We start from the raw sequence: 26776 nt of genomic DNA, 5'->3' as shown, positions 1-26776 counted from the left end.
ACGTCGGCTGCTTGCCGATCATGGACAGTCTAAGGTTGCGGAACGGAAGTTGTCTAGCTGCAGCTACCGCTACGTATCTCTGCCTCCGCCTTGTCAAACCAGTACGTCATGCCCATGTCGCGGTACATCATAGTCGCCGTTGCAACGTGCTTCTGCGCCTGCTCTTGCTTGCCGGTGCGCCGATAGAGCTTGCTAAGGCCGAGGTGGCAGTGGGCCACGAGCGGCCGCATGCGGCGCGGTTGCGCGAATGCAAGCGCCCTGCGGTAGTGAGCCTCGCCACTCTCCGCGTCGAACTGGTTGGGATGAGTGGCGACCTCGCCAAGCAGGTGGATCGCGTGAGCCGCGAACCCGGGTTGGCGCGCAGAGGACTTCAACGCGCAGTCGGCCAGGCGCCGCGCGTCATCGTGCCGGCCAAGCGCCAGCGCGGCTCGACCAAGCAGCAGATAGCTCCATCCGCGATCGCCGATATATCCACCCGCGGCCTGGCGTTCGAGAAATTGCTCGCCTTCTCGCAACCGGCTCAGCGCCTCGCTCGCCTCGCCGAGCTGTGCGAGGCCCCATGAGGAGAAGTAGGCGGATGCGGAAAACAGAGTGGCGACATTCCCCGCGCGAATCACCTCCGTCGCATGCTCGAAGAGTGGGCGCGCCTGGGCCCAGTCGCCCCTCACAAGGCGGACCCAGCTTGCGGCGAGGTGAGCCCAGCCGATACTGAATGCATTCCGCGTCAGCGTCGCGAGCCGAACTGCCTCGGCTTCAGGTTCGGCCGCTTCGTCGAATCGACCCAGCTCGGCCAGGCTCAGGATCAGATAGCAACGATCGGTGATCCACGGCGGGATGACGAGTCCGAAATCTTCCGGGACCTCCGGGGAAAGCCCCACGAGATTGTCAGTCGTCAGGGCCACCACCCGTTCGTGCTCACCTCGGAAGTAATGTGCCTGCGCGAGATACGTCATGGCCGGAACACGTAGTCGTTGGTCTCTGAGGCGGTCGGCGAACTCCAGCGCACGGGTTCCGGACGCAAGCGCCTCGTCCATATCTCCGAGCCTTGATTGGATGTGTGTCATGAAGACGCAGACTTGGCCGCGACGGTGGTCGTCGTTCAAGCGCTCCGCGAGCTGCTCGGCCTCGCGCACGCGCTCCAGCACCGCCCGGGCCTCACCCATGCGGTTCAGGACCGTCCGCAGCTCCATCTGGATCTCGAAGCCTTGCTCCAGCGTGGCCCGGCTCTCCGGCAGCGCCGCGAGGAAATGCAGCGCCTGCTCAAAAGAGTTGAGGGCTTCGCGGTGAGCCCATCGCGCGGACGCAAGCCGACCCGCCCTAGCCCAATAGCCAATCGCCTCGCTGGCAAGCCCGGCCTCCGTTAAATGGTGGGCGACCACCTCGGGTTGGCTTTCGGCCACCGCCGGGAACCGCTCGACCAGCGCTTTGCCGATGCTCGCGTGCAATTGCCGACGTCGACTCTTGAGCATCGTGGCGTAGGCGGCATCCTGCACCAGCGCGTGCTTGAACGCGTAGGTCGCGTCTGACGACATTCCGCGTCTGGAGACGAGGCCGGAGGCTGTCAGCCGCTCCAGTGCCGCGTCGAGGTCCATGGCGGCCAGATCCGACACCGCGGCAATTAACTCGCGGGGGAACTCCCGTCCGATTGCCGCGCCGATCATCGCCACATCCTTGGCCGCGCCAATCCGGTCGAGACGCGCCACCAGCGAGCCCTGTAGCGTCGTCGGTATGGCAAGCTGCGGCAGTGGTCCGTCGAGCAGGTAACCGCCGGCAGTCTCGTGGAGGACACCGCTTTCAATCAGCGCGCTGGTCAGTTCCTCGATGAACAGGGGCACGCCATCTGTGTGGGCTAGGATCTGCTCGACGACTGTCTCGGGCAGCTCCTTGTTCCTGGTGACACCCCCGATGATGCCGACGCTATCGCGTCGGCCAAGGCGGCTCAACGGCAGCATCGTCACATGCGGCTGCCCGACCCAGGCTGGCTGGAGCTCTGGCCGCATTGTGACAACCAACAGCATTGGCAGGTAGGCCGCGCGAGAAACCAATCGATCGAGCAGGTCGAGCGATGTCGGATCAATCCAGTGGATGTCCTCGAACACGATCAGGGCAGGGTTACTCGCCGCTAAACCGTCGAGCTGATCGAGAAGCGCCGTGAGAATCAGCTCTCGCTTCTGCTCCGGGCTGATCGCCAATGCCGGGTAGCGGTCCTCGACTGGCACTGCCAACAGCTCAGCGACGAGCGTCACGTCGCGTAGTACATTTTTCGACGTCTGCTTGAGCAAAGCCTCGAGTCTGTCGAGCTTTGCCCTGGCGTCGCTGCCGGGCTCGAAGCCGACAGCCCCCTCGAGCTGGGTAATGAACGGGTACAGCGGGCTGTTCGTATGGTGGGGAGAGCAGAAATAGCGAAGGCGCGCATGCGGCTCACCCTCGCGCGCGTCCAGCAGGCTTTCGGCGATGCGCGACTTGCCGATGCCTGGCTCCCCAGAGAGCAGCACCACACGGCCCTCGCCGAGCTTGGCCTGCTTCCAGCGGCGCAGCAGCAGCTCGATCTCCTCCTGGCGACCAACAAGCGGCGGCAGCGCACCGATGCGTCGCGCCTCGAATCGATTGACGCCGGCAGTCTCGCCGCGCACCCGCCACGCCTCCACCGGCTGCGGCAATCGCGTCACCTCATCGGCACCGAGCGGACGACAGTCGAACAATCGCCCCGTCAGCCGCCGTGTGCTGGCCGCGATGACGACCTCGCCGGGCGAAGCCACGGCCTGCATCTGAGCCGCGAGGTCTGGCGTCTCACCGATCGCGACGAATTGCAGGACATCGGTGCCCGCCATCTGCTCGCCGACGACAACCACGCCGGTGGCAATGCCAGCGCGCGCCTGAAGGGGAACGCCGGAAGAGACCTTCAGCGAGCCAACAGCAGCGACGATCGCAAGACCGGCGCGCACGGCCTGCTCAGCATCGTACTCGTGAGCTTCTGGGTAACCGAAATAGACGAGCGCGCCATCGCTCTGGTACTGGGCGACAAATCCGTCAAATCGCGCCACCGCGTCGGCGACCACCTTGTGGAATGCGGCGATCACATCACGCATGTCCTCGGGGTCGAGGCGTGCCGAAAGCGGCGTTGAGCCGACCTTTTTGCAAACCAGGATCGTCAACTGTCGCCGCTCGAGGCCACCCGAGAGAACCGCAGACGATGGCGCAGCGCTCGGCGCGCCGGGCCTCTCGGCGTTCACCTCCGGGTCGGGGCCTCCGCTCGCACTGGTCGAAGGCGGCACTGCAGCCGACGGCCGGTCGCGATGTAACGGCGCGGGCTTGGCCACCTCGCTGACGGCGGGCGATCCGCTCGGCGGCCGCAGGCCGCGCAGCTTGGCGGCGAGCGATCTGGTCGCTGCGTCGGGCTCCGTATTCAGCTCCCGCTTGAGCAGGGCAACGAGGTCCTGGTAGTGGGCGAGCGCTTCGGCCTTGCGTCCGGTGGCCGCCAGCGCCCGTACGACCAGCCGATGGGCGTCCTCCCGCATGTTGTTGAGGGCGATGGCGCGGTGGCCGGCCTTCAGGGCGTGCTCGGCGCGGCCTGCGGCCAGCTCCTGCTCGCCGAGCCCTACCATGGCGCCAAGGGCGAGCTCGAGTAACCTGTCGCGTTCACCGGTGAGCCATTCGTTCCAGCCCTCTTCACCGATAGTAACGTCATCGATCAACCGGCCCCGGTAGAGATCGGTTGCCGCACTCAGGGCATCTCGGCTGCCCTCACGGACCAGGGCCTCGAAGCGGCTGACATCGCATAGAACGCTCGCCGCGTTAAGCGATACGACTTCGCCGTCGCTCTCCAGAGCGTGACCGAGCACTTTGCGCAGGCGGAAGAGAGCCTGGCGTAGGTTCTGCTTGGCCTGCGCTTCGAAATGCGAGCCCCACAGAAGGGTCGACAGCTTCGCACGCGACTGCGGCCGGGGGGCGTTGCAGGCCAGATAAGCCAGCAAACCCGCAAGTTTCTTGCTAGGCAGCTCGACAACGCCATCCGGTCCGGTCAGCTCGAAGCCTCCCAACAACGAGAGACTGAACTCCGGGGACCGCGATCCGTCCATTGGCGCGCGCAGGATTCGCACGGTGATGCCCCCTGACAGGCTCACTCTACACGTTTTCAGGGCCCTTCGAGCGGAAATAACGCCGCTGTAACGCGCCACTGACGCCGGCGACGATAGTGGCGGGCTTCAATTGGTCTCGCTCGACGATTTGCTGGGACATCCCCGGCCGCAAAATCGGAGGACCATCATGCGCTCCCATCCCGTTATCGCAATTGCGACTGTCATCCTGGTCGGATTCGGCGTGAAGCTGGCTTTCTTCTCCGCTCCGAAAGCCGCAGCGGTGCTGGGCTCCACCGGGAGCGTGAGCGTGGATGTCTCCGAGGCGCCTACCAAAAACCTTCCGGTGCAGAGGATCCACGACATGACATTCGTCTTTTCCGACGGTGATTGATCCGACGGTCTCACCCGACCACGAACGGCATCTCCATTTCCATGTTCCTCCTACATCACATCCCTATTGTAACGCCCAGGCCAGGCTACGCACCATGTTCTTGAGACAAGGAGTATCGATAATGAGATACGCGCCATCAATTGCGACGAAGATCTCTCTTCGTGAGTCATCGCCAAGTCTACTACGAACAACAAAAACCATTCTTGTGACGATTGTCGATGCTCTGCATCATTCGCGCCGACTCCAGGCGGAACGTGTGCTCCTTAGGTACCGTGATCTCATTGATCAGGCCAAACACAGCATTGTTAGCGAGCTGAATGCATCTTCCGGAGCGCACCAGCATGTTGACGGAAAATGAGCCGGACCGATCTACTAGGCTATGCGGCGTCAGCGACGGTCCTGGCAACGTTCTGCACGACCAGCATGCTTCGTCTGCGCCTCCTGGCCATGGGAAGCAACATCCTGTTCATCTTGTTTGGAGCAATGGCGCACATCTATCCGGTGTTATTGCTTCACCTCGTCCTTCTCCCTATCAACCTTGCCCGTCTGATGCAGATCAGACGGCGGATTGGCGCGTACCGCGTGCCGCGCCGCAGGCGTTCAGGACCACCGTTATGCCTTGGCCTTCGCGGTGCCGGCCTGTCTTCCAACGGCGCGGTCCTCCCGCACCCAGACCTCGAATGGTGCGGCGCGGGCCGCCTCGACGCCGGCGATCGAGCTGCCGCCGCCCGATCCATGAGCTACGTGCCGTCAAAATCCTGAGGTCACAATGGCTGTCATCGCAAGAGCTTTTTCCCGGGCGTTTCCCTCAAAATCGGTTCAGGCCGAGTGTCTCAAGGCGCTTGTCATTCTAGGCACGGCCGGCCTGTTCGTGTCGCTCCTCTTGGCAAGCTACGGAGTTGATTTGAGTCCCGGTTTTTGACCGGCGTTCCGGCAAGAAGACGAATTCAGCTCAAATCGGCAACCGCACAGGTTGGGCCAAATTCGACGAGCCGGGTGTGGGCGGAATTTTAGTCGGCAGAGTTCAGCCATGATCGTCGCGTCCGATCCGGAAGCGGACGTCTCAAACACAGAGCCCTCGGGTAATCAGCCGCAGGCGCACCGCACCAATTTCGCACCAGAAACGGCGTGAACGAAACGCGACGAACGCGATCGACCCCGAACAAAAACGCAAGAAAAATCAACGAACGCGCTCTTTATCTTCCCGCTCATAACGGTCTGGTTGCAGGCTCTAGTCGCGCCCACAGCCTTCGCTCGCTTCGCGAGCTTCGGCTCGGCAAGCGAGCTCAGACGGCTGTAGCGCGAGGCGTACGAATCCTGCCAAGCCGAAGTGCGAAGGCGGGCTGTGCGGTCCGCGAGCCAGGCCGCCATTGCGACGCCCCCCTTGAAAGTCTGCGACTTCGGCTCGATACTTGATCGAGATCCTTGGCGACCAGCAATCCGAGGAGGACGATCATGGCAATCCAGATCGTGATGGACCGCAGCGGCGACAGCCGACATCATTTCAATGCGGACGACGCGCAAGAACTGGCAAGAGCGGAGCAGCGGTTTCAGGAACTCACCGATGCCGGCTTCACCGCGGCGGTCCGGGTGGGTCCAGGTCAGGTCTCGCAAATCCGATCGTTCGATCCGATTGCAAAGGAGACCGTATTCTTTCCCAGATTGGTTGGCGGCTAGCCGGGACGGTCATGTTCGGCTTTCGACCCTCGCCGGGCGGCCGCTCCCGAATGAAAGCGGCGAGAGCGCTCTTTATCCTGCATGGCGCCGAGGGCACGCCAGAGGGCCGGTCGCTGCGGCTCTTGCAGCAATGGCTGTCGCCGGCCCAGCGTGAACAGTTCGCCAGGAAAGGCTACTTCGAGGTGATCGGGAGGGACAGCGGCATTCGATACAGGATCCACGCCGGAGCCTCGGTCAACATATGCGAAATCGACGAGCGAGGTCGCCTACGGGTCGGGTTGTGTTTCATGCCGATCGGCGCTCTGCCGATCGGAGACGTCATGCTCGCCCAGAAGATCGCGCTGGAAACATGCGAGGATGAGGTGCGCACTGTAGCCCGGAGGTTCGCTCCCAATCGTTTCCATTTCAGGCAAGCACGGCCTCTCGGATAGCTAACCTCGCTCCGATTGAGGCGGAACCGCTCTGGGCTATTTTCCGCTGCGGCTTGGCCGCTCGCTTCTTGCCGCCGCTTGGCCACGACCTGAGTCGCCATGCGGCTCCAGCGCGGTGGACCCATTCTGGTCCGGCCCTGCGAGCAACGGGAACATCGCCAGGTCAATGCGCATTGAGGGACCATCAGAAATCCATCGATGGAGGCCGCGCATGATCAGAGCATCGCTGAAGGGAACACGGCTGAGCAACCTCGCCGCCGCATGCGCCGCCCTGGCGCTCGCCGTTGCCGCGGCTCCGGCAACGGCGCAGGAAGCCGGGCGAGCCAGGGTCGGCACGCTCACGTGCAACATAGCGCCCGGAGTCGGCATGATCGTCGGAGGACAGCGGCAGTTGAGCTGCATCTATGCATCGGCGCGAGGCAGGGCGCGCGAGGCATACGAAGGCACGGTCAGCACGCTTGGCCTCGACATAGGGGCCACGTCCGGCGGTCAGCTCACTTGGGCCGTTTTCGCACCAACCACGCTACGCCGAGCGGCGTTGACCGGGACCTATGCGGGCGCGACCGCCGGCGGCACGGTCGGCGCCGGAGTTGGTGCCAACCTCCTGGTCGGAGGTTCGGATCGCACGGTCGCTTTGCAGCCAGTATCCGTCCAGGCGCAGACAGGCGTGAACATTGCAGCCGGCGTATCCAGAATGGAATTACGGCCGGCCGCTGCGCCTGTGCGTAGAGCGCGGTGACGACGCCATCGTCGACGAAGTGAAGCAGCACACTGGCAGCATCCGCCGCGCGTGCTGCTTCCGTTCAACTTGTGGCTCCTGGTGCGCGTCTGACAAGAGCTCTGTGTGGCCCGTTCTGAGCCGCCAAGTGGCGGGACTTGGCACGTCCAGCACTGAGGATTGCGATCTCGTGCGTGCTCGAATGGCTGCCATGTAACTGGAGGCGCGACTGGCGTAGCTACAACACCAGCAACAGTCCCGAAACCAGCAGGATGCCGAGAATAATTCGCCGGAACAGCGCGTCATTGACGCAGCGAAAAGCAAGAATCCCGAGCGCCATTCCTGCGAGGAGTGCCGGGATGCTGAAGGAGAATCGCGCCGCACGCCGGCTCCGCGACTACGTCGCAACGGCTCCGGATCTCAATCACCTCGCCCAGGCCCACGGACTGCTCGCGCGTACTGCGCTTGCCTTGGGCGATTCGGCGGAGGCTCAGTTGCACCTGTCCCGCGCGCTGGAGATCGTCGACAGGGCGGCGACTTATCGCTTGCGATTTGTCGAGACCGTCCGAAGGCTCGCGCAAAATTTCGAACCCGAGGATCGGCTGCACAAGAGCTTGCTCGCTGGACTGGCAACGCGAACAGCGCAACTGGAAGCGATGACCTCGCTGCCTTCGCGGCCCGCTTAGCCGACGGGATTTGCCGAACGCGTTTGAGAATGATGTCCTCGACACCGGGCAGCGGGCTAGGCAAAACCGGTGGCCGCACCGGCAAGGACACTTCAATCTTCGACCCGGTACGGGCGCCATCGCTCCGGCACGCCTTTGAGCTGGTGGACGCCGTGATCCCTGAAGCGGATTTGGGACTGCGACATCAGGTCCTTGACCGCGCTCGAGACCAGGACTTCGCCGGCACGCGCTTTCGCGGCGACGCGCGCGCCGATGTGAAACGCGAGACCGACAACCTCGGCCCCGCTCACCTTGTACTCGCCCGCATGCAGCCCCACCCTGATCTCGAGCCCCAGCGTGCGCACGGCCTTTTGGATCGCGGTCGCGCAACCGATACCGGCAGCCGGCGCCTTGAACGTCGCCAGCAGTCCGTCTCCCGTCGTCACGACTTCCTTTCCGCGCGAAGTCTTCAGCTCTTTGCGGACGGCGGCGTAATAGTGACTCATCACCTTTGTCCAACGCGCATCGCCCAGCTTCGCGGCTTTTTCGGTGGAGCGGACGATATCGACGATCAGGATCGTGGCGAGCGCTGGTTTGAGCTCAGTGCCACGCTCGGCGGACCGGCGCCGGATCGCGATCGGTCCCGTCAGCGGCTCATAGCGATGGTTGCGTCGCCGCGCGATCGCGGCTTTTGCATAGTCCATGGCACGCTGCGCCGTGCCGCAACGGATTGTTTTTTCCCGCGGTGGAATCGTCCAGTAGACCTTTCGTCCGTCTCCGGCACCATGGACCTCCACGGCGCCCCACTTCAGGAAAACCGCCGAGCCAACCCGGCCAACACACCAGGCCTTCGACGTGTATCCGGAAACGTTCGACTGATGGACCCCGATGCGAAGGAATTTCGGCATGAACGTGCGGCCAATCGAAAGACCGTTTGGGCGTACCTAGGGTAGAGCGTAGTCGTGCAATCCTGAGTTGGCAACAATACTCCCAATCGAAGGTTTGCCGGTGGCTCTCGCGTCAGCTCGCGTTCGGGCCCGCCGTTACAAAGGCTTTGGTCGCACCCGAACGGATATAGCCGCAGCTACGGCTGCCATCCGAACCGCTATATCCGAACTGACGACTGGGCTTTCGACCTTCCCAGGATGACATTCTGTCCGGAATGCAGGACCCGTCCGATTGCGCTGGAGCGATTGTGATGAGGGAGGCTACGATGGACTTTTCGCGGATGTCGGATGGAATCCGGCTGCATCACGCCTCCCATCGCCACGACGGCTACGATGGCGACGATGAACCGGGTCCGGCTCCGAAAGCCCCGTTCCTGACGGAGCCGGCCGGCGCTGGCGGCCTGGTCCATGGTCCGGGCCCGTTTGCAGGCCTTGGAGCGCATTCCGCGAGCGCAAATTCCTCGCCTCATGATTCCGGTCCGGGTCAATCCGAACAGCCCATCGCATCGGGGGTCAGCACGGGCGGTCACGTCGGCAACCACACGACAGCGGGCCTGGATTCTCCGGCCACCAAGCTTGACTCTAGCGCATCCCATCCCGGGACAGGCGTTGCTGCGGCCGAGAGCGGGGCGAACACGGCCGGGAACGGCGGCGACGGCTACTTCTACGGAGGCATCGTTCACGCGTCCCTGCTGATCTATGAGCCCATCAACATCTCGGTGAGTCTTGGATACGGTTCGGTCGCGCTGGCCAGCCAGTCCAACAATTTGAATGTCGATCAATCCGCCTTTCAGATGGCCGGCATCGGCGGACATGGCGGCAATGACAACATTGCCTCAGGCGGCAGCGTCAGTACTTCCCTGGGCTCCAGCATGATCGCGAGCGGCGACAACGGTGCCGGAAACGGCGGCAGCGGCTATTTCTCGGGTGCGTTGGTGGACGCACCGGTGGTGATCTATCATCCCATCAATATTGCGGTGGCGGGATCGGGCGGCACTGCGCATGCAAGTCAATCGAACACGGTCGACATCGATCAATCGGCCACGCAGATCGCGGGCGTCGGCGGAAGTGGCGGAAATGCCAATGTCGCCGCCGGCGGCAGCATCATGACACTTGACCCGAGCTGGGGATCAAGCAACGGCGCCAGCGCCTTCGACGTTCAAACGGGCGGGAGCCAGGCCGGCAATGGCGGCGACGGCGCGTTTTACGGGAGCCTCGTTCATACCTCGTTCGTACTGTACGACCCGATCAACATCGCAGTCGCAGGCTATGGCTCCAACGTTCACTCGGTGCAGACGAATGACGCCTATGTGGATCAATCCATAGTTCAGCTCGCCGGCATTGGCGGGCACGGCGGCAACGGCAACGCCGCGGCGGGCGGCCACGCAAGCCTTCTCTCCCATGGCTTGTGGGGCGGCTCCGACACGATCGCGACCGGTTCGAATGGCGCAGGCAATGGCGGCAACGGCTATTTTGCCGGAAGCCTGATCGATGTCAGCGTCGCGGTCTACGCACCCATCAACATCGCAATCGCAGGTCCCCATTCGACGGCAGTGGCCGATCAGGTCAACAACGTGCACATCGACCAGAGTGCGGTCCAAATTGCCGGAATTGGCGGGGATGGCGGCTCCGGCAATCTCGCGCTGGGTGGCGATCTTTCCGCCCATCTTCTGTCGGATCTTCATCTGTTGGCATAGCGAAACATCGCAACCGTCCGCGCTCGCCCTTGGCTAACGGCGGACACCGTCCTGCGCATGCAATCCCGCGCAGAGGCGCCCTCCCCTGACGTTTCGCGCTCCGACGTTGCGCGACGAATGTCGTACTTTCGTACGTAGGTCGACCAGACCGGATGGTATCCAATTTGACATCTATCGGCATCGCGCATGGGCGGATCAGACTTGCCGTGCGCGTCCGCCTGATCGGGAGGGATGGTGCACGACAGCCAACACAAGAACGGAGGCTCAAATGTTGCCCAAGGCAATCAACATCTCGGATTCGATCGAATTCAAATCGATCAACACCGGTGGTCAAAGTATCGGAAATGGCGGCGACGGTACCTTCAAGGGAGCCATCATCAGCAAACCGACGCTGAACTTCGATCCAACCAACAAGGCAGACGGCGCCGATGTGCATGTGAACACCGGCGATCACGTCAAGCAGACGGCGGATTGGGATGCCGGCGGCGCAAACGCCAAGGCCTCATGGTTTTCCAAGGCCCATGGCGGAGACGCCGAGTCGAACGGAAACCAGAAATCCTACAGCGGCCACGATACCTCCAAGGTATACGCCAACACGGATGCCACTCAGATCAACAAGCTCGTGGTGGACCAGCACCAGGAGGTCGTGGCCGGCATCGGCGGCAATGGCGGCGACGGCAACGCCGCGTTGGGCGGAGAAGTGAGCTTCCATCTCGATACATTCTGACCACCAGCTCGTTCGACAGGCAGGATCGGCGGCCAATGCCGCCGGTCCTGGAGTTCAAGCCAATGCCCGCCGATGCCGCGACCGGATTGCGTTGAACGTCGGCAAGTGCGCCGGACCTCGATTTCAGGCGGTGACGATCATGCTGATGCCGCCCATTCGGTTGCCCATCCTGCCGGAAATCCAGACGCCGCTGCACACGGCGCTCTGGTCCTGTGCCGGACCGCTTGGCCTCGTATTCGCGTATAGTTGCAGCTACAACCTGCTTCTGTTTGCGCCCTCCATCTACCTGCTTCAGATCTACGACAGGGTGTTGTCGAGCCGGAGCGGCGACACGCTGCTGCTGCTCACGCTCATTGTCGCGATCACGGTGGTGGTCGGCGGGGTGTTCGATGCATTGCGGCGCGCGGTCCTGGGACGCCTTGGCGCCTGGCTCGACGATCGGCTTCGTCCTTGCGTGCTTTCGGCCAACCTCGAATCCGCATTTCGCAGCGATCGGACGCCGGCGTCGGACGCATATCGGGATCTCACCGTGCTGCGCCAGTTCATCGATTCCGGCGCATGTCCGATGCTGTTCGACGCGCTCTGGGCGCCCCTGTTCCTCCTGGTCCTCTTTCTGATCCATCCCCTGCTTGGCGTGGTGGGCGCCTGCTGCGTGGCCTTCCTGTTCGCTCTGACGGTTGCCGGAGATCTGGCCACCGAGGACGTTCTGCTCAAATCCGGCGCCGCACTGTCCAGAAGCTACGGCCGCCTTCAGGCCGCCGCCGGCAACATCCACATGATTCGCGCCATGGGAATGTTCGATAGCGCAGCGCGCGCGATCCACCATGACGCGCAGGACGCGCGCAGAGAGCACGATGTGGCACTCCGGCGCGGCGAGATCGTCATGCTGGCCACCAAACCGGTCCGCGCGCTGTCGCAAGTCCTGATCATGGGGGCTGCTGCCTGGCTCGTCCTCGATCACGGGAAAAGTCCGGCGATCATCTTTGCGTCTACGCTGATGTTCAGCCGGGCGCTCGCGCCGGTCGAGAGTGCAATCGCGGGCTGGAAATCACTCGTGACGGCCGCAAGTGCCTGTCAGCGGCTCGGCGCACTTCTCGCAGCGTTCCCCGCCACCGAGCAGCACGATGCAGAGAACTCACCACAACAAGCGCGGAGCGGTCTCGTCGTCGACAACGTTGGCGTGAGACTAGCGGGGACCAACCATTTCCTGCTGAAAGATATCTCGTTCAGGCTCGCGCCCGGAGAGTGCCTTGGCATTATCGGTCCGTCCGGGTCCGGCAAGTCCCTGCTTGGCCAGGTGATCGCCGGGCTGTCGATGCCAACGCATGGCGGTGTCCTCCTCGACAATTCCGACGTCGCGCTGCTTCGCGAGCAGCGAAGCGGCCATCGTCTCGGATATCTCCCCCAGGACATCAACCTGCTCGGCGACACCATAAACGACATCATCGCACGACTTGAAGATGCCGATCGGCGGAAGGTCGTCGACGCAGCCAAGCTCGTCGGCATCCATGAGGCGATCATGCGCCTGCCGCTTGGGTACGACACGGTTGTTCATAGTGAAAAGGCGTTCTCGCGTGGATATCGGCAGCGCCTCGGCTTGGCCCGGGCCTTCTTCGGCACTCCACGTCTCGTCGTTCTCGACGAGCCGAACGCCAGCCTCGATTACGGAGGCGAACGAATGCTGCTGGATGCCATCGAGCGCATGAAGCTCGCAAATGTCATTCTGGTCGTCGTCACTCACCGGATGGGTCTCCTCGCGGCCACGGACAAGATTGCCATCATGGAAGACGGCGCGGTCGTCGCGTTCGGCGACAGCGAGGAAATCTTTGAACAGCACCTGAGCCGCCCGCAGGTTACATCGCAGATTGCACCATGATCTGGAATTTTCCAACGAACTGGAAGCTTGCCGCGGCGTCACGACTTCCCATGATCTGGGACCAGATCACGCGAACACCCGCAAGCCTCCCGCGCGCCGGGCGACTTGGCGGCGTCGTGACCGCAATCGACGATTACGAGCCTCTCGAGTTTCCATGGTGCTCGACCCCCACGCCGATCTCTCCGCGCGCCAGGCTTCGCGGTGTCACCCTCGCGGGCAATCTGCTGGTGCTCGGCTTCATGCTCGGACTTGGCACCTGGGCGTGCCTCGCGCCTCTCGAGAGTGCCGCGATCGCGTCCGGCGTCGTGGAATCGGAATCGAGCCGCAAGACAATTCAGCATCTGGAGGGCGGGATCGTCAGGAGAATCCTGGTTTCGGACGGCAATGTCGTGCGAAGCGGACAAACGCTGATCGTGCTGGACGATACCCGCGCCGATTCGGAGGTGCAAAGCCTTCAGGGGCAGTTATGGGATGCGATTGCGCGTGCCGCGCGGCTTCAGGCCGAGCAGCAGAGATTTGAGACGATCGCAATCCCGAGCACGCTGGAGCAGGACAGCAAGCAGAGCGAGGTGGCGGCCGCTGCGGTGTCGGCGCAGCAGTTCATTTTCCAGGCGCGCCGCCAGGTTCACGAATCGCAGCTTGCGGTCATTGGCGAGCGGAGGCATCAGGTCGAAAAGGAGATCGAAGGCCTCAAGGCTCAGGAGAGCGCCACCGGACGGCGAAGCGACATCGTCCGGGAAGAACTCGATATGGTCACGACCCTCGTCAACAAGGGATTGGAACGGCGGCCGCGGCTTCTGAACCTGCAACGTGAACTGGCCGACGTTGAGGGTCGCCGCGGCGAGATCACTGCACAGATTTCTCGCGCCGGGCAGGTCATCAGCGAGCAGCAGGCCACGCTGTTCAAGCTCGAGAGCGACCGGCAGAACGAGATCGCGCAGTCGCTTCGCGAAGCACAGAACCAGATATTCCAGCTCCGCGAGCGGTTGCTTGCGGCCAGGGATCAACTATCACGAACGGAGGTGAAGGCGCCCGAGGATGGCGTGATAACCGACCTGCGGATTCACACAACCGGCGGCGTCATCGGGGCTGGCGCTCCGCTCATGGACCTCGTGCCCCGGCAAGACCGCCTCATCGTGACCGCCCGCCTCAGGCCCGAGGACATTGACGTGGTTCATCCCGGCCTCAATGCCGAGGTGCATCTCGTACCCTACAATCAGCGTCGCGTGCCGCGCCTGAAAGGGACGGTCGTGCACGTATCCGCAGACCGGCTTCTCGACAAGCGTACCGACCAGCCATACTACGCGACCAAGATCCGGATCGACGATGCGCAGATCGCCGCAAACGACATCCAGATCGTCCCCGGCATGCCGGTTCAGGTGTTCATCACGACAGGGCGCGGCACGGTCGCACTTTACGCGCTGAGGCCCCTGCTCGACAGCTTCCGCGGTGCATTCCGAGAGGATTGATCCTGATCAGGGCGACTGGATCTCCGGCATTGAAGCTGGGCCCGGCTCGTGATCGCGACTCGGTGCGGGCAACCGGCCGCGCCAGCGGAGGACCGCTTCCGTGCGATTGTGAGCGGCACATTTCCTCATGATGTGCTGAATGTGCATTTTGACGGTACTTTCCGACAGATTCAATTTGGCGGCGATCAGCTTGTTGGGCAGGCCAAGCTCCAGCTCTGCGAGAACCTGCTGCTCTCGAGGCGTGAGATCGGTCATGCTCCTCTCGATGGCCACTCTGGTCGCCTCGTTCATCAGATAAGCGGATGCAAGCCCGCGCGCATCCGGCGGCTCGAAGCCCGGCATCCTGTTCAATCCGGCGACCGGCAACGGCCTGTAGACCCCGCCGACCAGAACGAGGCGCAGGCCGGCTATGACGACCTCGATTGGTAGCGAGGTGGGAAGAAAGCCGCGCACGCCCCGCTGCATCGCAGCTTGCGCGGTCGTCTCGTCATCATGGTTTGACAGGATCGCGACGGCAGCGCCGGGACAGCACTCGCCAACGAAGGCGAGATCGTCCTCAACCGAGGCATCGCCGATGCGCTTGTCCGCGATACTCAGCACCACCAGGCGAACATCGCGGGCTGCCGTGCAGTCCAAGCCTTGGACCGTCGCCATGTCGAGGATCTCGAAGTCGGCCAATTCCCGCCTGAGGACGTTCAGAATACATGTCCGAGGCAACAGGAGCGGCTCGATGATCACCAGAACCGGCAAGTGAAGCGATCCATCAAGCCGTTTTGAGGAGTTGGTTAGGTCGTCCATGATTTCCTCGGAAATGAAAAGAATTTCTGCGACAGTCCCATCGATCCGTGTTGCGTGTTCCCCGCGGCGGCATTCATCCTGAATGCACCATCACGCGCAGCGCCAGCCGTCGTATCCACTGTGGATTGGCCTGGCACCTGGGTGGAAATTCTTTCCGCTCAAAACATTTCGCGCGTGCCGCGCCGTGGCGCGGTCGCGCATTCCCTAATTGCAGATATTTCGGTACGCGGTTGACGCCGCCGACCCCGACTTGCCGTCGACGACGTATGCTTCGTCCTCCTTCACGAGATACAGAAATGGCCTCTCTCCAATCGCGCCTGACGCGGTTATTGTTTTCAAACGCCCGCAAATCGTATCCACAGGGCGTCCAAACGTGTTCTTCCGCATCGCGCGCTTCATATCGCTGAATTCAACCGATCCCGGATCCTCCAACTTCGCTGCGATCGCGACCTTTGCCTTGTCCAGAACAGGATCTGATTTTTCCGCGGGGCGTTCGGATGCCGGGACGCTGATCCTCGTGCGCGGGGACGCCGCTTTTGCGAGGTCGGCCGATCTCCGCTTCTTCGGAGATGATGTCTTGCCGGACCTTGCCGGAGCTGCAGAATTCGATTTGACGATCGCCGGATCTGACGCCGATACCTTCGGCGTGGGGTCCGCGGGTCGAGCGACTGCAACGCTGTCGAAACAGGGTCGTGATGCGCACCCCAGGAAATATCCTCGGGAAGGCGCAAACCAGCCAAAGCCGATCAGGACTCCAGCGATCACTCCAACGAAAAGCAGTCCCATCCGATTCCCCTCCCCGGGAGCTCGGCTCGCACTCGTAACTAGGACTTCCGCGCTGGTGATCTCTATCTGTTGCGCAAAAGCGTTAAACGCTCATTAAGCGCGGGTGGCGGCCCGCGCACTTGCCTGGACGAGACGGTACGATCGTGCTCCGGACTCGCGCCGGGATTGCCGCGCGCTTGAGTTCGCAACTCAAGTTGCTCGGAGATTTGTTCATTCCCGCAATTTGGAGATCAAGGCGCAAGTTGGAGCGATGTCCGCTGCTCCGCGAAGCTATGTTTGCTGGACAAGCGAATGTAGCGCCTGAACCGCAACCTCCCGGCTCTCCACAGGGACAAACAGGCTGACCGAATGCGGCGACAACACGTATTTGTCGGGAACGATCCCGTGCTGCCCGAGAACCTGCAACGCCCTGAACGGCAATTCCGACGAAACGCCGCCGAAGCAGGTGAGGCTCACCGAGCTTGACGCCTCGCGCTGCTTGCGCAGGTCCTTGGCGACCTCCAGCGTGCGCAGCAGCGCGTCGAGCCACTCCGTATCGCAGGCCACGGTCATGCTGGTTTTTCCTGTCGCGAAGTGTGATGCAAGGAGCTGCGGCCAGGACAGACTGTTTTGCTTGAGATGCTGCGCGAACTTCTCGAAGCCGTGGTTGAGATCCCTGGAATCAATCTCCACATGCTCAATGCGAGCCATCGAGTTGACGGCCAGAACCTTCCCGCTTTCCATCCCTGCAACCTCCTTCATCACTTGCGTGCCGCGCTCACCGCCACCCCACTGCTTGAGCACCAGAGGCACGTGCTGACTTTGCGCCAGCTCTACGCTGCGAAAATGCAGGATCTTTGCGCCCCAGAAGCACATTTCGGACAGGGATGCGAAATCCACTCGCCGCAGCGGCCTTGCATCCGGCACGACGCGCGGATCGGCCGAGCAAATGCCGTCGACCTCCTTGATGATCTCACAGCGCTCGGCTTTCAGCGCCGCGGCCATGGCGACGGCCGTGGTGTCGCTGCCGCCCCGGCCAAGCGTGGTGATTTCTCTGGTCGCCGGGTTCACGCCTTGAAATCCTGCCAGCACCACGACGCGCCCACGATCAAGTTCCTCACGCACTCTAACGGGCCGTACATCCAAAATGCGTGCCGAGGAATGGGAGCCGTCGGTCATCACGCCGGCCTGGCTGCCGGTGAAGCTGATCGCGGGCACGCCGAGATCGGCAAGCGCCATGCTCATCAGCGACATGCTGATGCGCTCACCGGTCGTCAGCAGCATGTCGAGTTCACGGCGATTGGGAGCAGGGCTTACCTGATAAGCCATCTGGATCAACTGGTCGGTGGTCGTGCCCATGGCGGAGACGACCGCTACGACACGATGACCGCGGACATGCAGATCGGCGAGACTGCGCGCAACCGCACGAATTTTCGCCGGTGTTTCAAGGCAGACCCCGCCATATTTTTGCACGATGATGGGATTGTTGCGCATCTAACCCCGGTGAAAAGTCTCGCTCGCTTCGCCCGTCGAACCGAGACCGCCTATCCATGTGCCGACGACTTCGAAGTTCGGATTGAAGGCGACAAGATCCGCGCGGTATCCGGGCACGATCCGTCCAAGCTCGGACTCTAGGCCCAGAAATGCCGCGGGCGTCCGAGACGCCATGATGAGAGCATCGACAAGGGAGATTCCGATCAGCGCAACAGCGTTGCGCACCGCCTCGATCATGGTGAGGTGAGCGCCCGCGAGTGTGCCGTCCGGGCCGGTCAGGCGATTGTCGTGCAAGGTGATCTGCCTTCCCTGCAGCATGAAGTGCCGCTCACTCGTGCCCGCCAATGGCATGGCATCGGTGACCAGCATCAATCGATCGCGCCCCTTGCAGCGGAAGGCAACGCGCAAGCTGGCAGGGTCGACATGGATGCCATCGCAGATGATCCCTGCGAACAGCCGGTCATCCCCGAGCGCGGCGCCCACCAAGCCCGGCTCGCGGGCGGATAGCTGCGACATGGCATTGAACAGATGGGTCACCCCCGAAACACCGCGATCGACCGCCCGCCCGATTTCGGCTGCGGTGGCATCGCTGTGGCCGGCCGCGATACGCAATCCGGCGCCGATCAATTCGTCGATCATGGACGCGGGCACGCATTCCGGCGCCAAGGTCACGATGGAGCGGCCGCAGTCCCCAAAGCTCTTGATTGCGGCGAGATCGTAGCCGTTGGGCACGCGTATCTCGGCTTCCGGATGAATGCCCTTGCGAGACCTGTTGAGGGCCGGCCCCTCCAGATGAAAGCCGAGTACGCCGGGAATCGTCGGACAAGCGCGGGCGGCTACAGCCAACCGCTCGATGACGTCGCTGCGATCGCTGATGAGGGTCGGGAGGCAGCCCGTGGTTCCGTGCTTGCGGTGCGCCGCAACGATGCGCTGAACACCAACCTCCGTCGGCTGGTCGTTGAGAAGAACGCCCCCGCCTCCGTTCACCTGGATATCGATGAATCCGGGTGCAAGGATCGTATCCCGGGGAAGGCGGATTGAGGCGTGCGCCTCCGGCTCGCCGAATATGATGCTTTCAATCCGCCCCTGCGAGATCCTGACCGAGCCCGGCCCACGCATGTCGACCCCATCAAAGATGTGCTGCGCGGCAATCGAGAGCGAGACGGAAGAGCTGGCGTGGCCCATCAGTATTGATCCGAGAATGGCGGTCACGGACTCGTGAGGCGTGTCCCGTCCAAGACTTCATATCTACAGCAAGGGCTTTGGGGAGGACCCGGAGCGAAACCCTCGCGTTAACTTCCATGGCGATGAAAGATACCACGTATCTCGGCATTGATGGCGGCGGAACCCGCTGCCGCGCCCGGATCGAGGACGGAAACGGCAGGGTACTCGGCGAAGCGAGTTCAGGGCCCGCCACGACGCGTATTGGCATCGAGAAGGCCTGGCGGTCCATCATGGAGGCCACTGAAGCAGCAGCCGCACAGGCCGGACTGATGCGCGAGGACTTCGTGCGGATGCACGTCGGAATTGGCCTTGCCGGTCTCGGTCGCCGAGGCGCGGCAGCGGCGCTCAACGCGATCGCGCATCCCTTTGCGTCCGTCATCTTCATCAGCGACGGCCTGGCGGCCTGTCTCGGCGCCCATAGTGGGGCGGACGGGGCCATCGTGGTCGCCGGCACCGGCTCGGTGGGTGTCGGCCTGATCGACGGCCGCGAAATCCGTCTTGCCGGTTACGGCTTTCCCGTATCGGACGAAGGCAGCGGCGCCGACATCGGCCTGCAGGTCGTCCGACTGGCGCTGCGCGCCGCGGATCGCCGCGGCGAGCTGACCCCATTGCTTTCGGAGGTGCTGGGCGCATTCGATCATGATCCTTATCAGGCCGTGGCCTGGTCTGAAGAAGCCAAGGCCACGGACTACGCCGCGTTCGCGCCGATCGTGATGCGGCACGCCAACCAGGGCGATCCAGTCGGCCGTCGCATTGTCGAACGCGCCGCCGATGCCATTGGCGATCTGCTCGACTTGTTCCTGGCGAGAGGAATTGACCGGCTCTCGCTCGTGGGCGGACTCGCGGATGCCATTACGCCGTGGCTGACGCCCGATCTGCGCGTCCGCTTGAGGCGTCCTGACGCCGATGCGACGGCCGGTGCCTTACTTGTGGCGCGAGGCCGGCTTGAACTGCCCAAGAGAGACACTGAGCGAGAAACCGACCATGAACAGGTTTCAAAGTTCCCCGGTTGAGGGCGCATGGATCAACTATATGGCCACCGAAGAAGTCGATCCCCGCTTTGCCGATCTTGATGCATGGTCGCTCAACTCAGCGATGGAAGCCATGTGGGAGGGCCAGCTTGCGGCAGTCGCCGCGATCGGCCATGCCCTTCCCGCGATCACGGCGGCGACCGAAGCGGCCAAGGCGGCGCTGGGCGACCGCGGACGCATTGTGTATGTCGGCGCCGGCACCTCGGGCCGCGTGGCGGTCCAGGACGGCGCCGAGCTGACGCCGACCTTCGCCTGGCCCAAGGAGCGCGTCCGCTTCATCGTCGCCGGCGGCGACAGCGCGTTCGTCAGCAGCATCGAAGGCGCGGAGGACGATGTCGATGATGCGGTCACGCAGATCAACGCCGCGCGGCTCACACAGCACGACGTGGTGATTGCGGTAGCCGCCAGCGGGACAACGCCATTCACGGTCGCGGCGCTGCAGCGCGCAGGCGCCTTCGGTGCAGTGACGATCGGTGTCGCCAACAATCCCGGCACCGCACTGCTGGCATCGGCAAAGTTTCCGATCCTGATCGAGACCGGTCGCGAGCTGATCGCCGGCTCCACCCGGATGAAGGCGGGCACCGCACAGAAGGTCGTGCTCAACCTGATCTCCTCAGGGATCATGCTGCGCTTTGGCCGGGTGTATCGCGGCATGATGGTGAACATGCAGCCGACCAATGCCAAGCTGAAGCGGCGCGCCGAGGCCATGGTCGCGCAAATCGCGCACTGTGACCCGTCGCATGCCGCGAGCTCGCTTGAGCAGGCCGAGGGAGACATCAAGACGGCAGTCCTTCTGGCGTTGGGTGTCGACGGGGTTGATGCCAAGGCGGTGCTGAAAAGCTGTGACGGCAACCTTCGGCGCGTGTTTGCCGAGCTCGCCAGGACTCGTGACCTGCATCGTGACCGGCATCCAAAGGGAGCGGCGCGCAATCGAGGGGGAGCGGTCGAGCCGTGACGACATCTGCGATGGCGAGCGAAATCGGCGAAAGCGCGGATGTTGTCGCCAACATTGTTCGCAGCCGCCCCGCCACGCGTGACATCGCTCAGCGAATTGGGATTGGCTCCGCTCCCTTGTGCGTCGTGTGCGGCCGGGGAAGCTCCGGGCATGCCGGGGTTTTCTTGAGATACCTTGTCGAGACGCGGCTGCGCCTCCCCGTGTCGGCGAGCGCTCCTTCAGTGATCACGGCGTTTCGCACGCCCCTGATGCTGCGCCATGCGCTGTTCATCGTGATCTCGCAATCCGGGCGCAGCCCGGATCTCGTCGCGGCGACCCGGTCTGCGCGCGCCGCGGGCGCCCGCACCATCGCCATCGTCAACGCAACCTCGTCGCCGGTGGCTGATGAAGCGGAGTTCGTCGTTCCGATCGAAGCCGGCCAAGAGCACTCGGTCGCGGCGACCAAGACCGTGATCGGCTCGATGGCCGCCGGTGCAGGACTTGTTGCCGAGCTGGCGGAAGATCATGCGCTGCGATCGGCCCTCGACAGGCTCCCCGAGCGTCTGCAGCGCGCGCTGGCGCTCGACTGGTCCGAGATTGCCGGTGATCTCGCCAAGGCGTCGGCCGTATTTGTGGCGGCGCGGGGCCTGGGTCTGGGCTCGGCGCGGGAAATCGCACTCAAGCTTTCGGAAATCCTGCGCCTGCCTTCCATTGGCCTGAGCGCTGCCGAGCTACAGCATGGGCCGCGCGCCGCGCTATCGTCGCGCACGCCGGTTGTCATGATGCGCCTCATGGATGAGACGGCGTCTACGGTGGACGCGCTGGCAGAAGAATTGCGCGAGCAAAAGATCGCGCTGCATCTCTGCGGCGGGCCACATGGCTCGCTGCCCTGGCTCACCGAGGATGACCCCTCCACCGACCCGATCACGATGCTCGTTCCTGCCTATCGGATGATCGAGCAGACGGCACGCGCCTGCGGATTTGACCCGGATCGTCCGCCACGCCTGAGCAAGATTACCGAGACGTTTTGACAGCCGACGAAACGCTGGCTGACGGCCGAAAGTGGTACAAAACCGACCTCGCCAGAACGCAGCAAACCGTTAGCGGATCAGCGCCTCGCCCTCGAACCACTCCTCATTTTCGGATCATTCCTCGTGGCGCCCGGGTTCGCCGACCTCGGGCTGCTCGATGCGCCCTGGCCGCTTGCCGCGGCCGGAGAATTTCCGCCGCCTCCAGACCCAGCCCCCCCACCATCGCCCGCGCCTTGCGCCGACGCTGCAGCGATTGATCCGAAAATGAATGCGGCGGCTAAGGCGATTTTTGCAACCTTCATATCGATAACTCCTGGCTGATACGGGTGCCAATCCACCACCACAACGTTCGTTCCTACGCACCACCTTCTTGAATTCGTTGTCCTGCCGCGGCGAATGTGCACTTCCGGACACTATTCGGAAAAATGAATCCGGGAGAAAATGGCAATGGACTGCAATTGCCGATCCGGGCGTCCCACTTTTTTGAATCCCGAGTGGCCTAATCTGATCTCAGTCAGGATTTTGTCGTGACAATCGTTCAGACAAGATCGCGCAATCATGCGCAGAGTGTCATCTTGGGACGGGGTCGCAGGAGGGACTATTTGCGGCCTCGTGCTTGGGGTGGAGGCCCTGCCAACGCCAGCCCCGGTGGGGCCTTCCCTCAACCAATGGAATTGGGACCGATCTGCATTCGGCGTGCTCGAAATCTTGTCACAAGCCTGTGGCATGACCACTGCACAATCGAAACCAACTGGGATTTCAGCGCCCAGTTAGAGAACAGAACGCTGCCGGGACGCGTATTTCGAGCCCGGCAGCGCTTCTTTTTCGAATTCGAAGTCCCGAACGCGAGCGCCTCGAACAGGCAAGGCCCGACCGGCATTCATAAGGCTCACAAGCAACAACAAAAGTTAACTTCGGAATGGAAGAAGCCCGCAACTGAGTTCCGTGTTGATCTTGCGCAATATCGCAATCTAAGATCCCTATGGGCTGCTGGGGATCGATGGGGACAATTGATGCTCGCTGATCTGCTTCAGGACGCCATTGCGTTCAATTTTTCCGATTGGACCAAATTCGTGCTGGCCGGGCTCGGGCTCGTCGCCTTCACCGGGATCTATTATCTCGGCGATTATCTCTATGGCGACAGGGATCCGGACGGAGAAGCAGCGCGGGAGAGCAGCGACGCCATCTAAGCGCGTCGCTGCGACCAAATCCCGGAACCGCTATCGCTCGACGAAAGCCCGATTGAATTGCTCGGTGATGGGCTTGAGCAGATAGCTCATCATCGTGCGGCTGCCGGTCTGCATGAAGACTTCGGCAGGCATGCCCGGGACGAGTTGCAGGCCGCCGAGTCGGCGACGCTCGTCATCGGGCAGCACGACCCGGACCGAGTAATAGGACGCATTGGTCTGAGAGTCGTGGCTGATGTCGGCCGATATCAGCGACACCGTGCCGGCGAGCTGCGGCGTGGTCCGCTGGTTGAAGGCTGAAAAGCGGACGAACGCCTGCTGCCCTGGGCGGACCTGGTCGATGTCATGCGGTTGCAGCTTCGCTTCGACAAGCAGATCGTCCGCGTCGGGGACGAGCTGCATGATGACGTCGCCGGGACGGATCACGCCGCCGATCGTATGGACGGAAAGCTGGTGGATCGTGCCCGACGTCGGCGCGCGCAGCTCGATGCGGTCGAGTTGATCCTGGGCGGAGACGCCGCGCTGGATGAGTTCGGCTTCCTTGCCCTGCGTCTCGCCAAGCTCTTTGACCACGTCGGTGCGGAAGTCCTGATCGAGCCTGGCGATCTGGAGCTGATTCTCATCGACCTTCGACTTTGTCTCAGCGATCGAGGATATCAATTGCCCGCGCTCGCCTTCGATCCGGGCAGTCTCGCGCTGCAACGTCGTCAGGCGCGCCAGCGGCACCAGGCGCTTGTCGTAGAGATCCTGCACGCCCGTGAGCTCGCCGGCGATCAGATCGAGCTGCTTTACCTTGGAAGCGACCTGGGCCTCCAGCCCCGAGGCTTCCTGGCTGAGCTGGGCGATCTTGCTCTGCAAGAGATTCTTCTGGCTCGCGCGCCCCTCCGACCGGGCCTTGAACAAGGAGGTCTCCGAGTTCAGCAGGCCGCGGACATCAGCGTCACCCGCGCGCGCCGTCAATACGGCGGGAAATTCAACCTGAGCGAGGCCATCGCGCTCGGCGATCAGCCGCGCAATCCGCGCGCGGGCCTCGTCGAGCTGCTTGTTGACGATCTGAAGGCTGGCCTGCACCTGGGTGGCGTCAAGCCGCAGCAAGAGATCGCCTGCTGCGACCCGCGCGCCGTCTGCGACCTTGATTTCCGCAACCACGCCGCCGGTCGGATGCTGAATCGATTTGACGTTGGATTGCACGACGAGATTGCCGGGCACCACGACGGCGCCGGCGAGCGGAGCCAGCGCAAGCCAGCCGCCGCCGAGGATGGCGACGATGAGCAGAACCCGAAGGCCGGTCCGCAGCTCGTTCTCATACGACCGGCCGGCACGCACCACCAGGCTGGCATCGGCGGCATCAATCGCGCCGTCATGACGATTGCGGCCGAGCAGGAATGACGCTCCCGCGACTAGGCTCGTGCCACCAACGCGCAGCAGGCGCTCGACGGTCTTCGCCGGAGTGAGCGAAGGTGAAAGCTTCAGTTGCGGAATCCCGATCGCGGGCGCGGGTTTCGTCAGATCCATCGCCAACGCATGATGAGAGACCAGGCTGTGGCCTGCTTGATGCGGCGCAATCGGAATCTCATCCCGCGCGATGCCTTCCTCGGCGGCCGGGGACTTCAATCCGAACTGGACCAGACAGAAGTCGATGACGCGCCCCAACCTGCTCCTTCTCCTGCGTTTCCTCTTGCCCGGCTGGGGATCGGAGGATCGCACTGATGCATCGGACGGCGGCCGCGGTCCGTGCGAACCAGCGCGATGCTGGCGGATCTTGTCGTCAAAGGCACGGCTCAGACGCTGCAGCTCGAGAACCAGGGCGGCGCCCTGCGGTCCGTGTGAATCCGGATTTGGCGCGCGGGTCTCACGCGGGGCGGTTTCTTCGGATTGTCCTGTTGTGACTGTCGGCGGCATGATCAGGCGTTCTCGGTAATCGCGGCGCGACGCATCGCGCGGACGGTCCGTGCTGCAGCCGGATGGATCGCGGCACCTGGCTTGCCCGCTCCCGCCTCGATCCGTGCAAAGATCTCCTCGCACGTCCCGAACGCGATCGTCTTCCCTTCAAACAGCACCATCGCCATGTCCAGCACGGCAAGGGCGCTTGGACGATGCGATATGACGATCACGATGCTGCCGTTGCGACGCAGTGTGTGAATGGCACCACCCAGCGAATTCTCGCCGTCGGTGTCGAGGTTCGCATTGGGCTCATCGAGCACGATCAGGAACGGGTCGCCGTAGACCGCGCGCGCAAGGCCGATCCGCTGGCGCTGGCCTGCGGACAGCGACATGCCGCCCTGACCGATGCGCGTCGCGTATCCCTGCGGCAGGCGCAGGATCATGTCGTGCACGCCGGCAATCCGCGCGGCCTTCAGGATCGCCTCCGACGTCGCCTTCTCGTCGAACCGGCAGATGTTCTCGGCCACCGTGCCATCGAGCAGCGACACGTCCTGCGGCAGGTAGCCGATGTGGCGGCCGAGCTCCGCGCTGCCCCATTGGTCGATCGCCGCTCCGTCGAGCCGCACGACGCCCTGCGCAGCCGGCCAGATTCCGACCAGCGCTTTCGACAGCGAGGTCTTGCCGGACGCACTGGCGCCGAGCAGCGCCAGCCCCATCCCGGCCTTCAGCGAGAACGAGATATTGGAGACGATGGGCTTGTTCATGCCCGGCGCCGCGACGGAGAGATTCTCCACCACGAGCTCGCGACGGGGACGCGGCAGCGCGACCGGCGGAGCCGGCGGCCTTGCCGTCACCTTGCAGATGTCACGCAGCCGGACGATGCTCTGGCGCGCGCCAAGCAGTTGCTTCCAGGTGCCGAGCGCAAGCTCGACCGGCGCCAGCGCGCGTCCCATCATGATCGACGAGGCGATCATGATGCCGCCGGAGGCTTTGTCCATCACCACGAGATAGGCGCCGATCCCCAGCATGCCTGATTGCAGCACGTAGCGCAGGAGCTTCGCGCCCGATCCGAGATTGGCATAGATGTCGGTGGCCCGGATGTTCTCGCGCAGATACCGCTCGTTGGTCTGCGACCAGCGCGCCGTGAATCGATCGGTCATGCCGAGCGCCTGGATGACCTCCGCATTGCGTTGCGTGGCGTCGGCCAGCACCTGCCGGCGAGCGCTCAGGTCCATTGCGATCTTGGTCGCACCGCGCGAGAGCCGTTCCGTCAGAAGGGTCATCGCGATGATCGCGATCATTCCCACCACCGCCGTCAAGCCGATCGCGGGATGGAACAGGAACAGTCCGATCAGGAAGATCGGAATCCAAGGCATGTCCAGAAACGCTGTCGGTCCCATTCCCGACATGAATCCGCGGACCTGATCGAGATCACGCAAAGGCTGCTGCAGCAGCATCGGGCTTGCGCCGCGGAGCGGCAGCGTGGCGAGCGCTGTGTGAATGGACTCCTGCAGGCCGACGTCGAACAGCGTCGCCACCCGGCACAGCATGCGCGAGCGCAAAGCCTCGAAATAACCCTGGACCAGATAAGCGAACAATACCATCAGCGACAGGCCGAGCAGGGTCGCGAGGTTGCGGCTCGGAATCACCCGGTCGTAGACCTGCAGCATGTACAGCGAGCCCGACAGCATCAGGACGTTGACGACGCCGCTGAAGCCGGCGATGCCCACCATTCGTCGCGCGCTCGCGCG

The 26776-nt window shown here is 63.2% G+C and carries 22 protein-coding genes; 14 read left to right on the top strand and 8 right to left on the bottom strand.

The window, feature by feature from the left end; genetic code table 11:
• Positions 1–53 precede the first annotated feature (53 nt).
• Entirely contained in the window at positions 54–4100 is a 4047-nt protein-coding gene (locus tag MTX21_RS36860) for a BTAD domain-containing putative transcriptional regulator (protein WP_280969341.1), read from the bottom strand.
• Positions 4101–4266: 166 nt separating this feature from the next.
• Here MTX21_RS36860 and MTX21_RS36855 point away from each other — a divergent pair, with 166 nt between their 5' ends.
• The 6 genes from MTX21_RS36855 to MTX21_RS36830 all read left to right on the top strand — a co-directional run bounded on the left by MTX21_RS36855 (position 4267) and on the right by MTX21_RS36830 (position 7982).
• Complete coding sequence (locus tag MTX21_RS36855; RefSeq protein ID WP_280969340.1) at positions 4267–4470, top strand: hypothetical protein; 204 nt, start codon at positions 4267–4269, stop codon at positions 4468–4470.
• Positions 4471–4824: 354 nt separating this feature from the next.
• The gene (locus MTX21_RS36850; protein ID WP_280969339.1) at positions 4825–5232 is read left to right on the top strand and encodes a hypothetical protein; all 408 of its coding nucleotides are present in this window, start codon (positions 4825–4827) and stop codon (positions 5230–5232) included.
• 693 nt (positions 5233–5925) lie between these two features.
• A complete protein-coding gene (locus MTX21_RS36845) occupies positions 5926–6147 on the top strand; it encodes a hypothetical protein (protein WP_280969338.1) in 222 nt (73 codons plus the stop codon).
• A gap of 11 nt (positions 6148–6158) precedes the next feature.
• Positions 6159–6578: a hypothetical protein gene (locus tag MTX21_RS36840; protein ID WP_280969337.1), complete on the top strand. Its 420-nt coding sequence runs from the start codon at positions 6159–6161 to the stop codon at positions 6576–6578.
• A gap of 211 nt (positions 6579–6789) precedes the next feature.
• Positions 6790–7317 (top strand): DUF992 domain-containing protein, encoded by a 528-nt coding sequence (locus MTX21_RS36835; protein ID WP_280969336.1) that lies wholly within the window; start codon positions 6790–6792, stop codon positions 7315–7317.
• A 338-nt stretch (positions 7318–7655) separates the two neighbouring features.
• On the top strand, positions 7656–7982 hold the full coding sequence (locus MTX21_RS36830) for a hypothetical protein (protein ID WP_280969335.1): 327 nt from the start codon (positions 7656–7658) through the stop codon (positions 7980–7982).
• Between the two features lie 92 nt (positions 7983–8074).
• Here the strand turns inward: MTX21_RS36830 and MTX21_RS36825 are convergent, their stop codons facing one another.
• On the bottom strand, positions 8075–8869 hold the full coding sequence (locus MTX21_RS36825; protein WP_280969334.1) for an adenylate/guanylate cyclase domain-containing protein: 795 nt from the start codon (positions 8867–8869) through the stop codon (positions 8075–8077).
• Between the two features lie 305 nt (positions 8870–9174).
• On the opposite strand from MTX21_RS36825, the gene MTX21_RS36820 reads away from it, so the two are divergent.
• From MTX21_RS36820 to MTX21_RS36805, 4 genes are all read left to right on the top strand, one after another.
• Entirely contained in the window at positions 9175–10605 is a 1431-nt protein-coding gene (locus MTX21_RS36820; protein WP_280969333.1) for a hypothetical protein, read from the top strand.
• Between the two features lie 268 nt (positions 10606–10873).
• On the top strand, positions 10874–11332 hold the full coding sequence (locus MTX21_RS36815; RefSeq protein ID WP_280969332.1) for a hypothetical protein: 459 nt from the start codon (positions 10874–10876) through the stop codon (positions 11330–11332).
• Between the two features lie 139 nt (positions 11333–11471).
• Positions 11472–13208, top strand: coding sequence for an ATP-binding cassette domain-containing protein (locus tag MTX21_RS36810; protein WP_280969331.1), 1737 nt, complete (start codon positions 11472–11474; stop codon positions 13206–13208).
• On the top strand, positions 13205–14677 hold the full coding sequence (locus MTX21_RS36805; protein WP_280969330.1) for an HlyD family type I secretion periplasmic adaptor subunit: 1473 nt from the start codon (positions 13205–13207) through the stop codon (positions 14675–14677). The genes MTX21_RS36810 and MTX21_RS36805 overlap by 4 nt, the downstream gene beginning before the upstream one ends.
• A gap of 6 nt (positions 14678–14683) precedes the next feature.
• Here MTX21_RS36805 and MTX21_RS36800 read toward each other — a convergent pair whose 3' ends face one another.
• The 4 genes from MTX21_RS36800 to nagA form a co-directional block, all read right to left on the bottom strand.
• A complete protein-coding gene (locus MTX21_RS36800) occupies positions 14684–15475 on the bottom strand; it encodes a response regulator transcription factor (protein ID WP_280969329.1) in 792 nt (263 codons plus the stop codon).
• A 204-nt stretch (positions 15476–15679) separates the two neighbouring features.
• The gene (locus tag MTX21_RS36795) at positions 15680–16261 is read right to left on the bottom strand and encodes a hypothetical protein (RefSeq protein ID WP_280969328.1); all 582 of its coding nucleotides are present in this window, start codon (positions 16259–16261) and stop codon (positions 15680–15682) included.
• A gap of 270 nt (positions 16262–16531) precedes the next feature.
• Positions 16532–17734, bottom strand: coding sequence for an aspartate kinase (locus MTX21_RS36790; protein ID WP_280969327.1), 1203 nt, complete (start codon positions 17732–17734; stop codon positions 16532–16534).
• On the bottom strand, positions 17735–18919 hold the full coding sequence (nagA, locus tag MTX21_RS36785) for an N-acetylglucosamine-6-phosphate deacetylase (protein ID WP_280969326.1): 1185 nt from the start codon (positions 18917–18919) through the stop codon (positions 17735–17737).
• Positions 18920–19035: 116 nt separating this feature from the next.
• On the opposite strand from nagA, the gene MTX21_RS36780 reads away from it, so the two are divergent.
• The 4 genes from MTX21_RS36780 to MTX21_RS36765 all read left to right on the top strand — a co-directional run bounded on the left by MTX21_RS36780 (position 19036) and on the right by MTX21_RS36765 (position 23144).
• Positions 19036–19971 carry a BadF/BadG/BcrA/BcrD ATPase family protein gene (locus MTX21_RS36780; protein WP_280970907.1) on the top strand — a complete coding sequence of 312 codons (936 nt, stop codon included), beginning with the start codon at positions 19036–19038 and terminating at the stop codon, positions 19969–19971.
• A 19-nt stretch (positions 19972–19990) separates the two neighbouring features.
• Entirely contained in the window at positions 19991–20944 is a 954-nt protein-coding gene (locus MTX21_RS36775; protein WP_280969325.1) for an N-acetylmuramic acid 6-phosphate etherase, read from the top strand.
• Between the two features lie 11 nt (positions 20945–20955).
• Positions 20956–21954, top strand: coding sequence for an SIS domain-containing protein (locus tag MTX21_RS36770; protein ID WP_280969324.1), 999 nt, complete (start codon positions 20956–20958; stop codon positions 21952–21954).
• A gap of 668 nt (positions 21955–22622) precedes the next feature.
• Entirely contained in the window at positions 22623–23144 is a 522-nt protein-coding gene (locus MTX21_RS36765) for a hypothetical protein (protein ID WP_280969323.1), read from the top strand.
• Between the two features lie 30 nt (positions 23145–23174).
• Here MTX21_RS36765 and MTX21_RS36760 read toward each other — a convergent pair whose 3' ends face one another.
• Both MTX21_RS36760 and MTX21_RS36755 read right to left on the bottom strand, forming a co-directional pair.
• Positions 23175–24794, bottom strand: a complete 1620-nt coding sequence (locus MTX21_RS36760) for an HlyD family type I secretion periplasmic adaptor subunit (RefSeq protein ID WP_280969322.1) — start codon at positions 24792–24794, stop codon at positions 23175–23177.
• 251 nt (positions 24795–25045) lie between these two features.
• The gene (locus MTX21_RS36755; protein WP_280970906.1) at positions 25046–26758 is read right to left on the bottom strand and encodes a type I secretion system permease/ATPase; all 1713 of its coding nucleotides are present in this window, start codon (positions 26756–26758) and stop codon (positions 25046–25048) included.
• Positions 26759–26776: the final 18 nt, after the last annotated feature.

Source organism: Bradyrhizobium sp. ISRA430 (assembly GCF_029909975.1).
Classification (GTDB): domain Bacteria; phylum Pseudomonadota; class Alphaproteobacteria; order Rhizobiales; family Xanthobacteraceae; genus Bradyrhizobium.
The sequence above is the reverse complement of the archived record's forward strand: the minus strand, read 5'-3'. Positions and strand labels throughout refer to the sequence as shown.

Coding starts and splice junctions, on each gene's coding strand:
- MTX21_RS36810 (WP_280969331.1), top strand. CDS start 11,472: ATGCTGATGCCGCCCATTCGGTTGCCCATCCTGCCGGAAATCCAGACG.
- MTX21_RS36855 (WP_280969340.1), top strand. CDS start 4,267: ATGCGCTCCCATCCCGTTATCGCAATTGCGACTGTCATCCTGGTCGGA.
- MTX21_RS36820 (WP_280969333.1), top strand. CDS start 9,175: ATGGACTTTTCGCGGATGTCGGATGGAATCCGGCTGCATCACGCCTCC.
- MTX21_RS36755 (WP_280970906.1), bottom strand. CDS start 26,758: ATGGTGGGCATCGCCGGCTTCAGCGGCGTCGTCAACGTCCTGATGCTG.
- MTX21_RS36835 (WP_280969336.1), top strand. CDS start 6,790: ATGATCAGAGCATCGCTGAAGGGAACACGGCTGAGCAACCTCGCCGCC.
- MTX21_RS36805 (WP_280969330.1), top strand. CDS start 13,205: ATGATCTGGAATTTTCCAACGAACTGGAAGCTTGCCGCGGCGTCACGA.
- MTX21_RS36765 (WP_280969323.1), top strand. CDS start 22,623: ATGGAATTGGGACCGATCTGCATTCGGCGTGCTCGAAATCTTGTCACA.
- MTX21_RS36815 (WP_280969332.1), top strand. CDS start 10,874: ATGTTGCCCAAGGCAATCAACATCTCGGATTCGATCGAATTCAAATCG.
- MTX21_RS36830 (WP_280969335.1), top strand. CDS start 7,656: ATGCTGAAGGAGAATCGCGCCGCACGCCGGCTCCGCGACTACGTCGCA.
- MTX21_RS36770 (WP_280969324.1), top strand. CDS start 20,956: ATGGCGAGCGAAATCGGCGAAAGCGCGGATGTTGTCGCCAACATTGTT.
- MTX21_RS36795 (WP_280969328.1), bottom strand. CDS start 16,261: ATGGGACTGCTTTTCGTTGGAGTGATCGCTGGAGTCCTGATCGGCTTT.
- MTX21_RS36840 (WP_280969337.1), top strand. CDS start 6,159: ATGTTCGGCTTTCGACCCTCGCCGGGCGGCCGCTCCCGAATGAAAGCG.
- nagA (WP_280969326.1), bottom strand. CDS start 18,919: ATGGGCCACGCCAGCTCTTCCGTCTCGCTCTCGATTGCCGCGCAGCAC.
- MTX21_RS36780 (WP_280970907.1), top strand. CDS start 19,036: ATGGCGATGAAAGATACCACGTATCTCGGCATTGATGGCGGCGGAACC.
- MTX21_RS36800 (WP_280969329.1), bottom strand. CDS start 15,475: ATGGACGACCTAACCAACTCCTCAAAACGGCTTGATGGATCGCTTCAC.
- MTX21_RS36825 (WP_280969334.1), bottom strand. CDS start 8,869: ATGCCGAAATTCCTTCGCATCGGGGTCCATCAGTCGAACGTTTCCGGA.
- MTX21_RS36775 (WP_280969325.1), top strand. CDS start 19,991: ATGGCCACCGAAGAAGTCGATCCCCGCTTTGCCGATCTTGATGCATGG.
- MTX21_RS36850 (WP_280969339.1), top strand. CDS start 4,825: ATGAGCCGGACCGATCTACTAGGCTATGCGGCGTCAGCGACGGTCCTG.
- MTX21_RS36790 (WP_280969327.1), bottom strand. CDS start 17,734: ATGCGCAACAATCCCATCATCGTGCAAAAATATGGCGGGGTCTGCCTT.
- MTX21_RS36845 (WP_280969338.1), top strand. CDS start 5,926: ATGGCAATCCAGATCGTGATGGACCGCAGCGGCGACAGCCGACATCAT.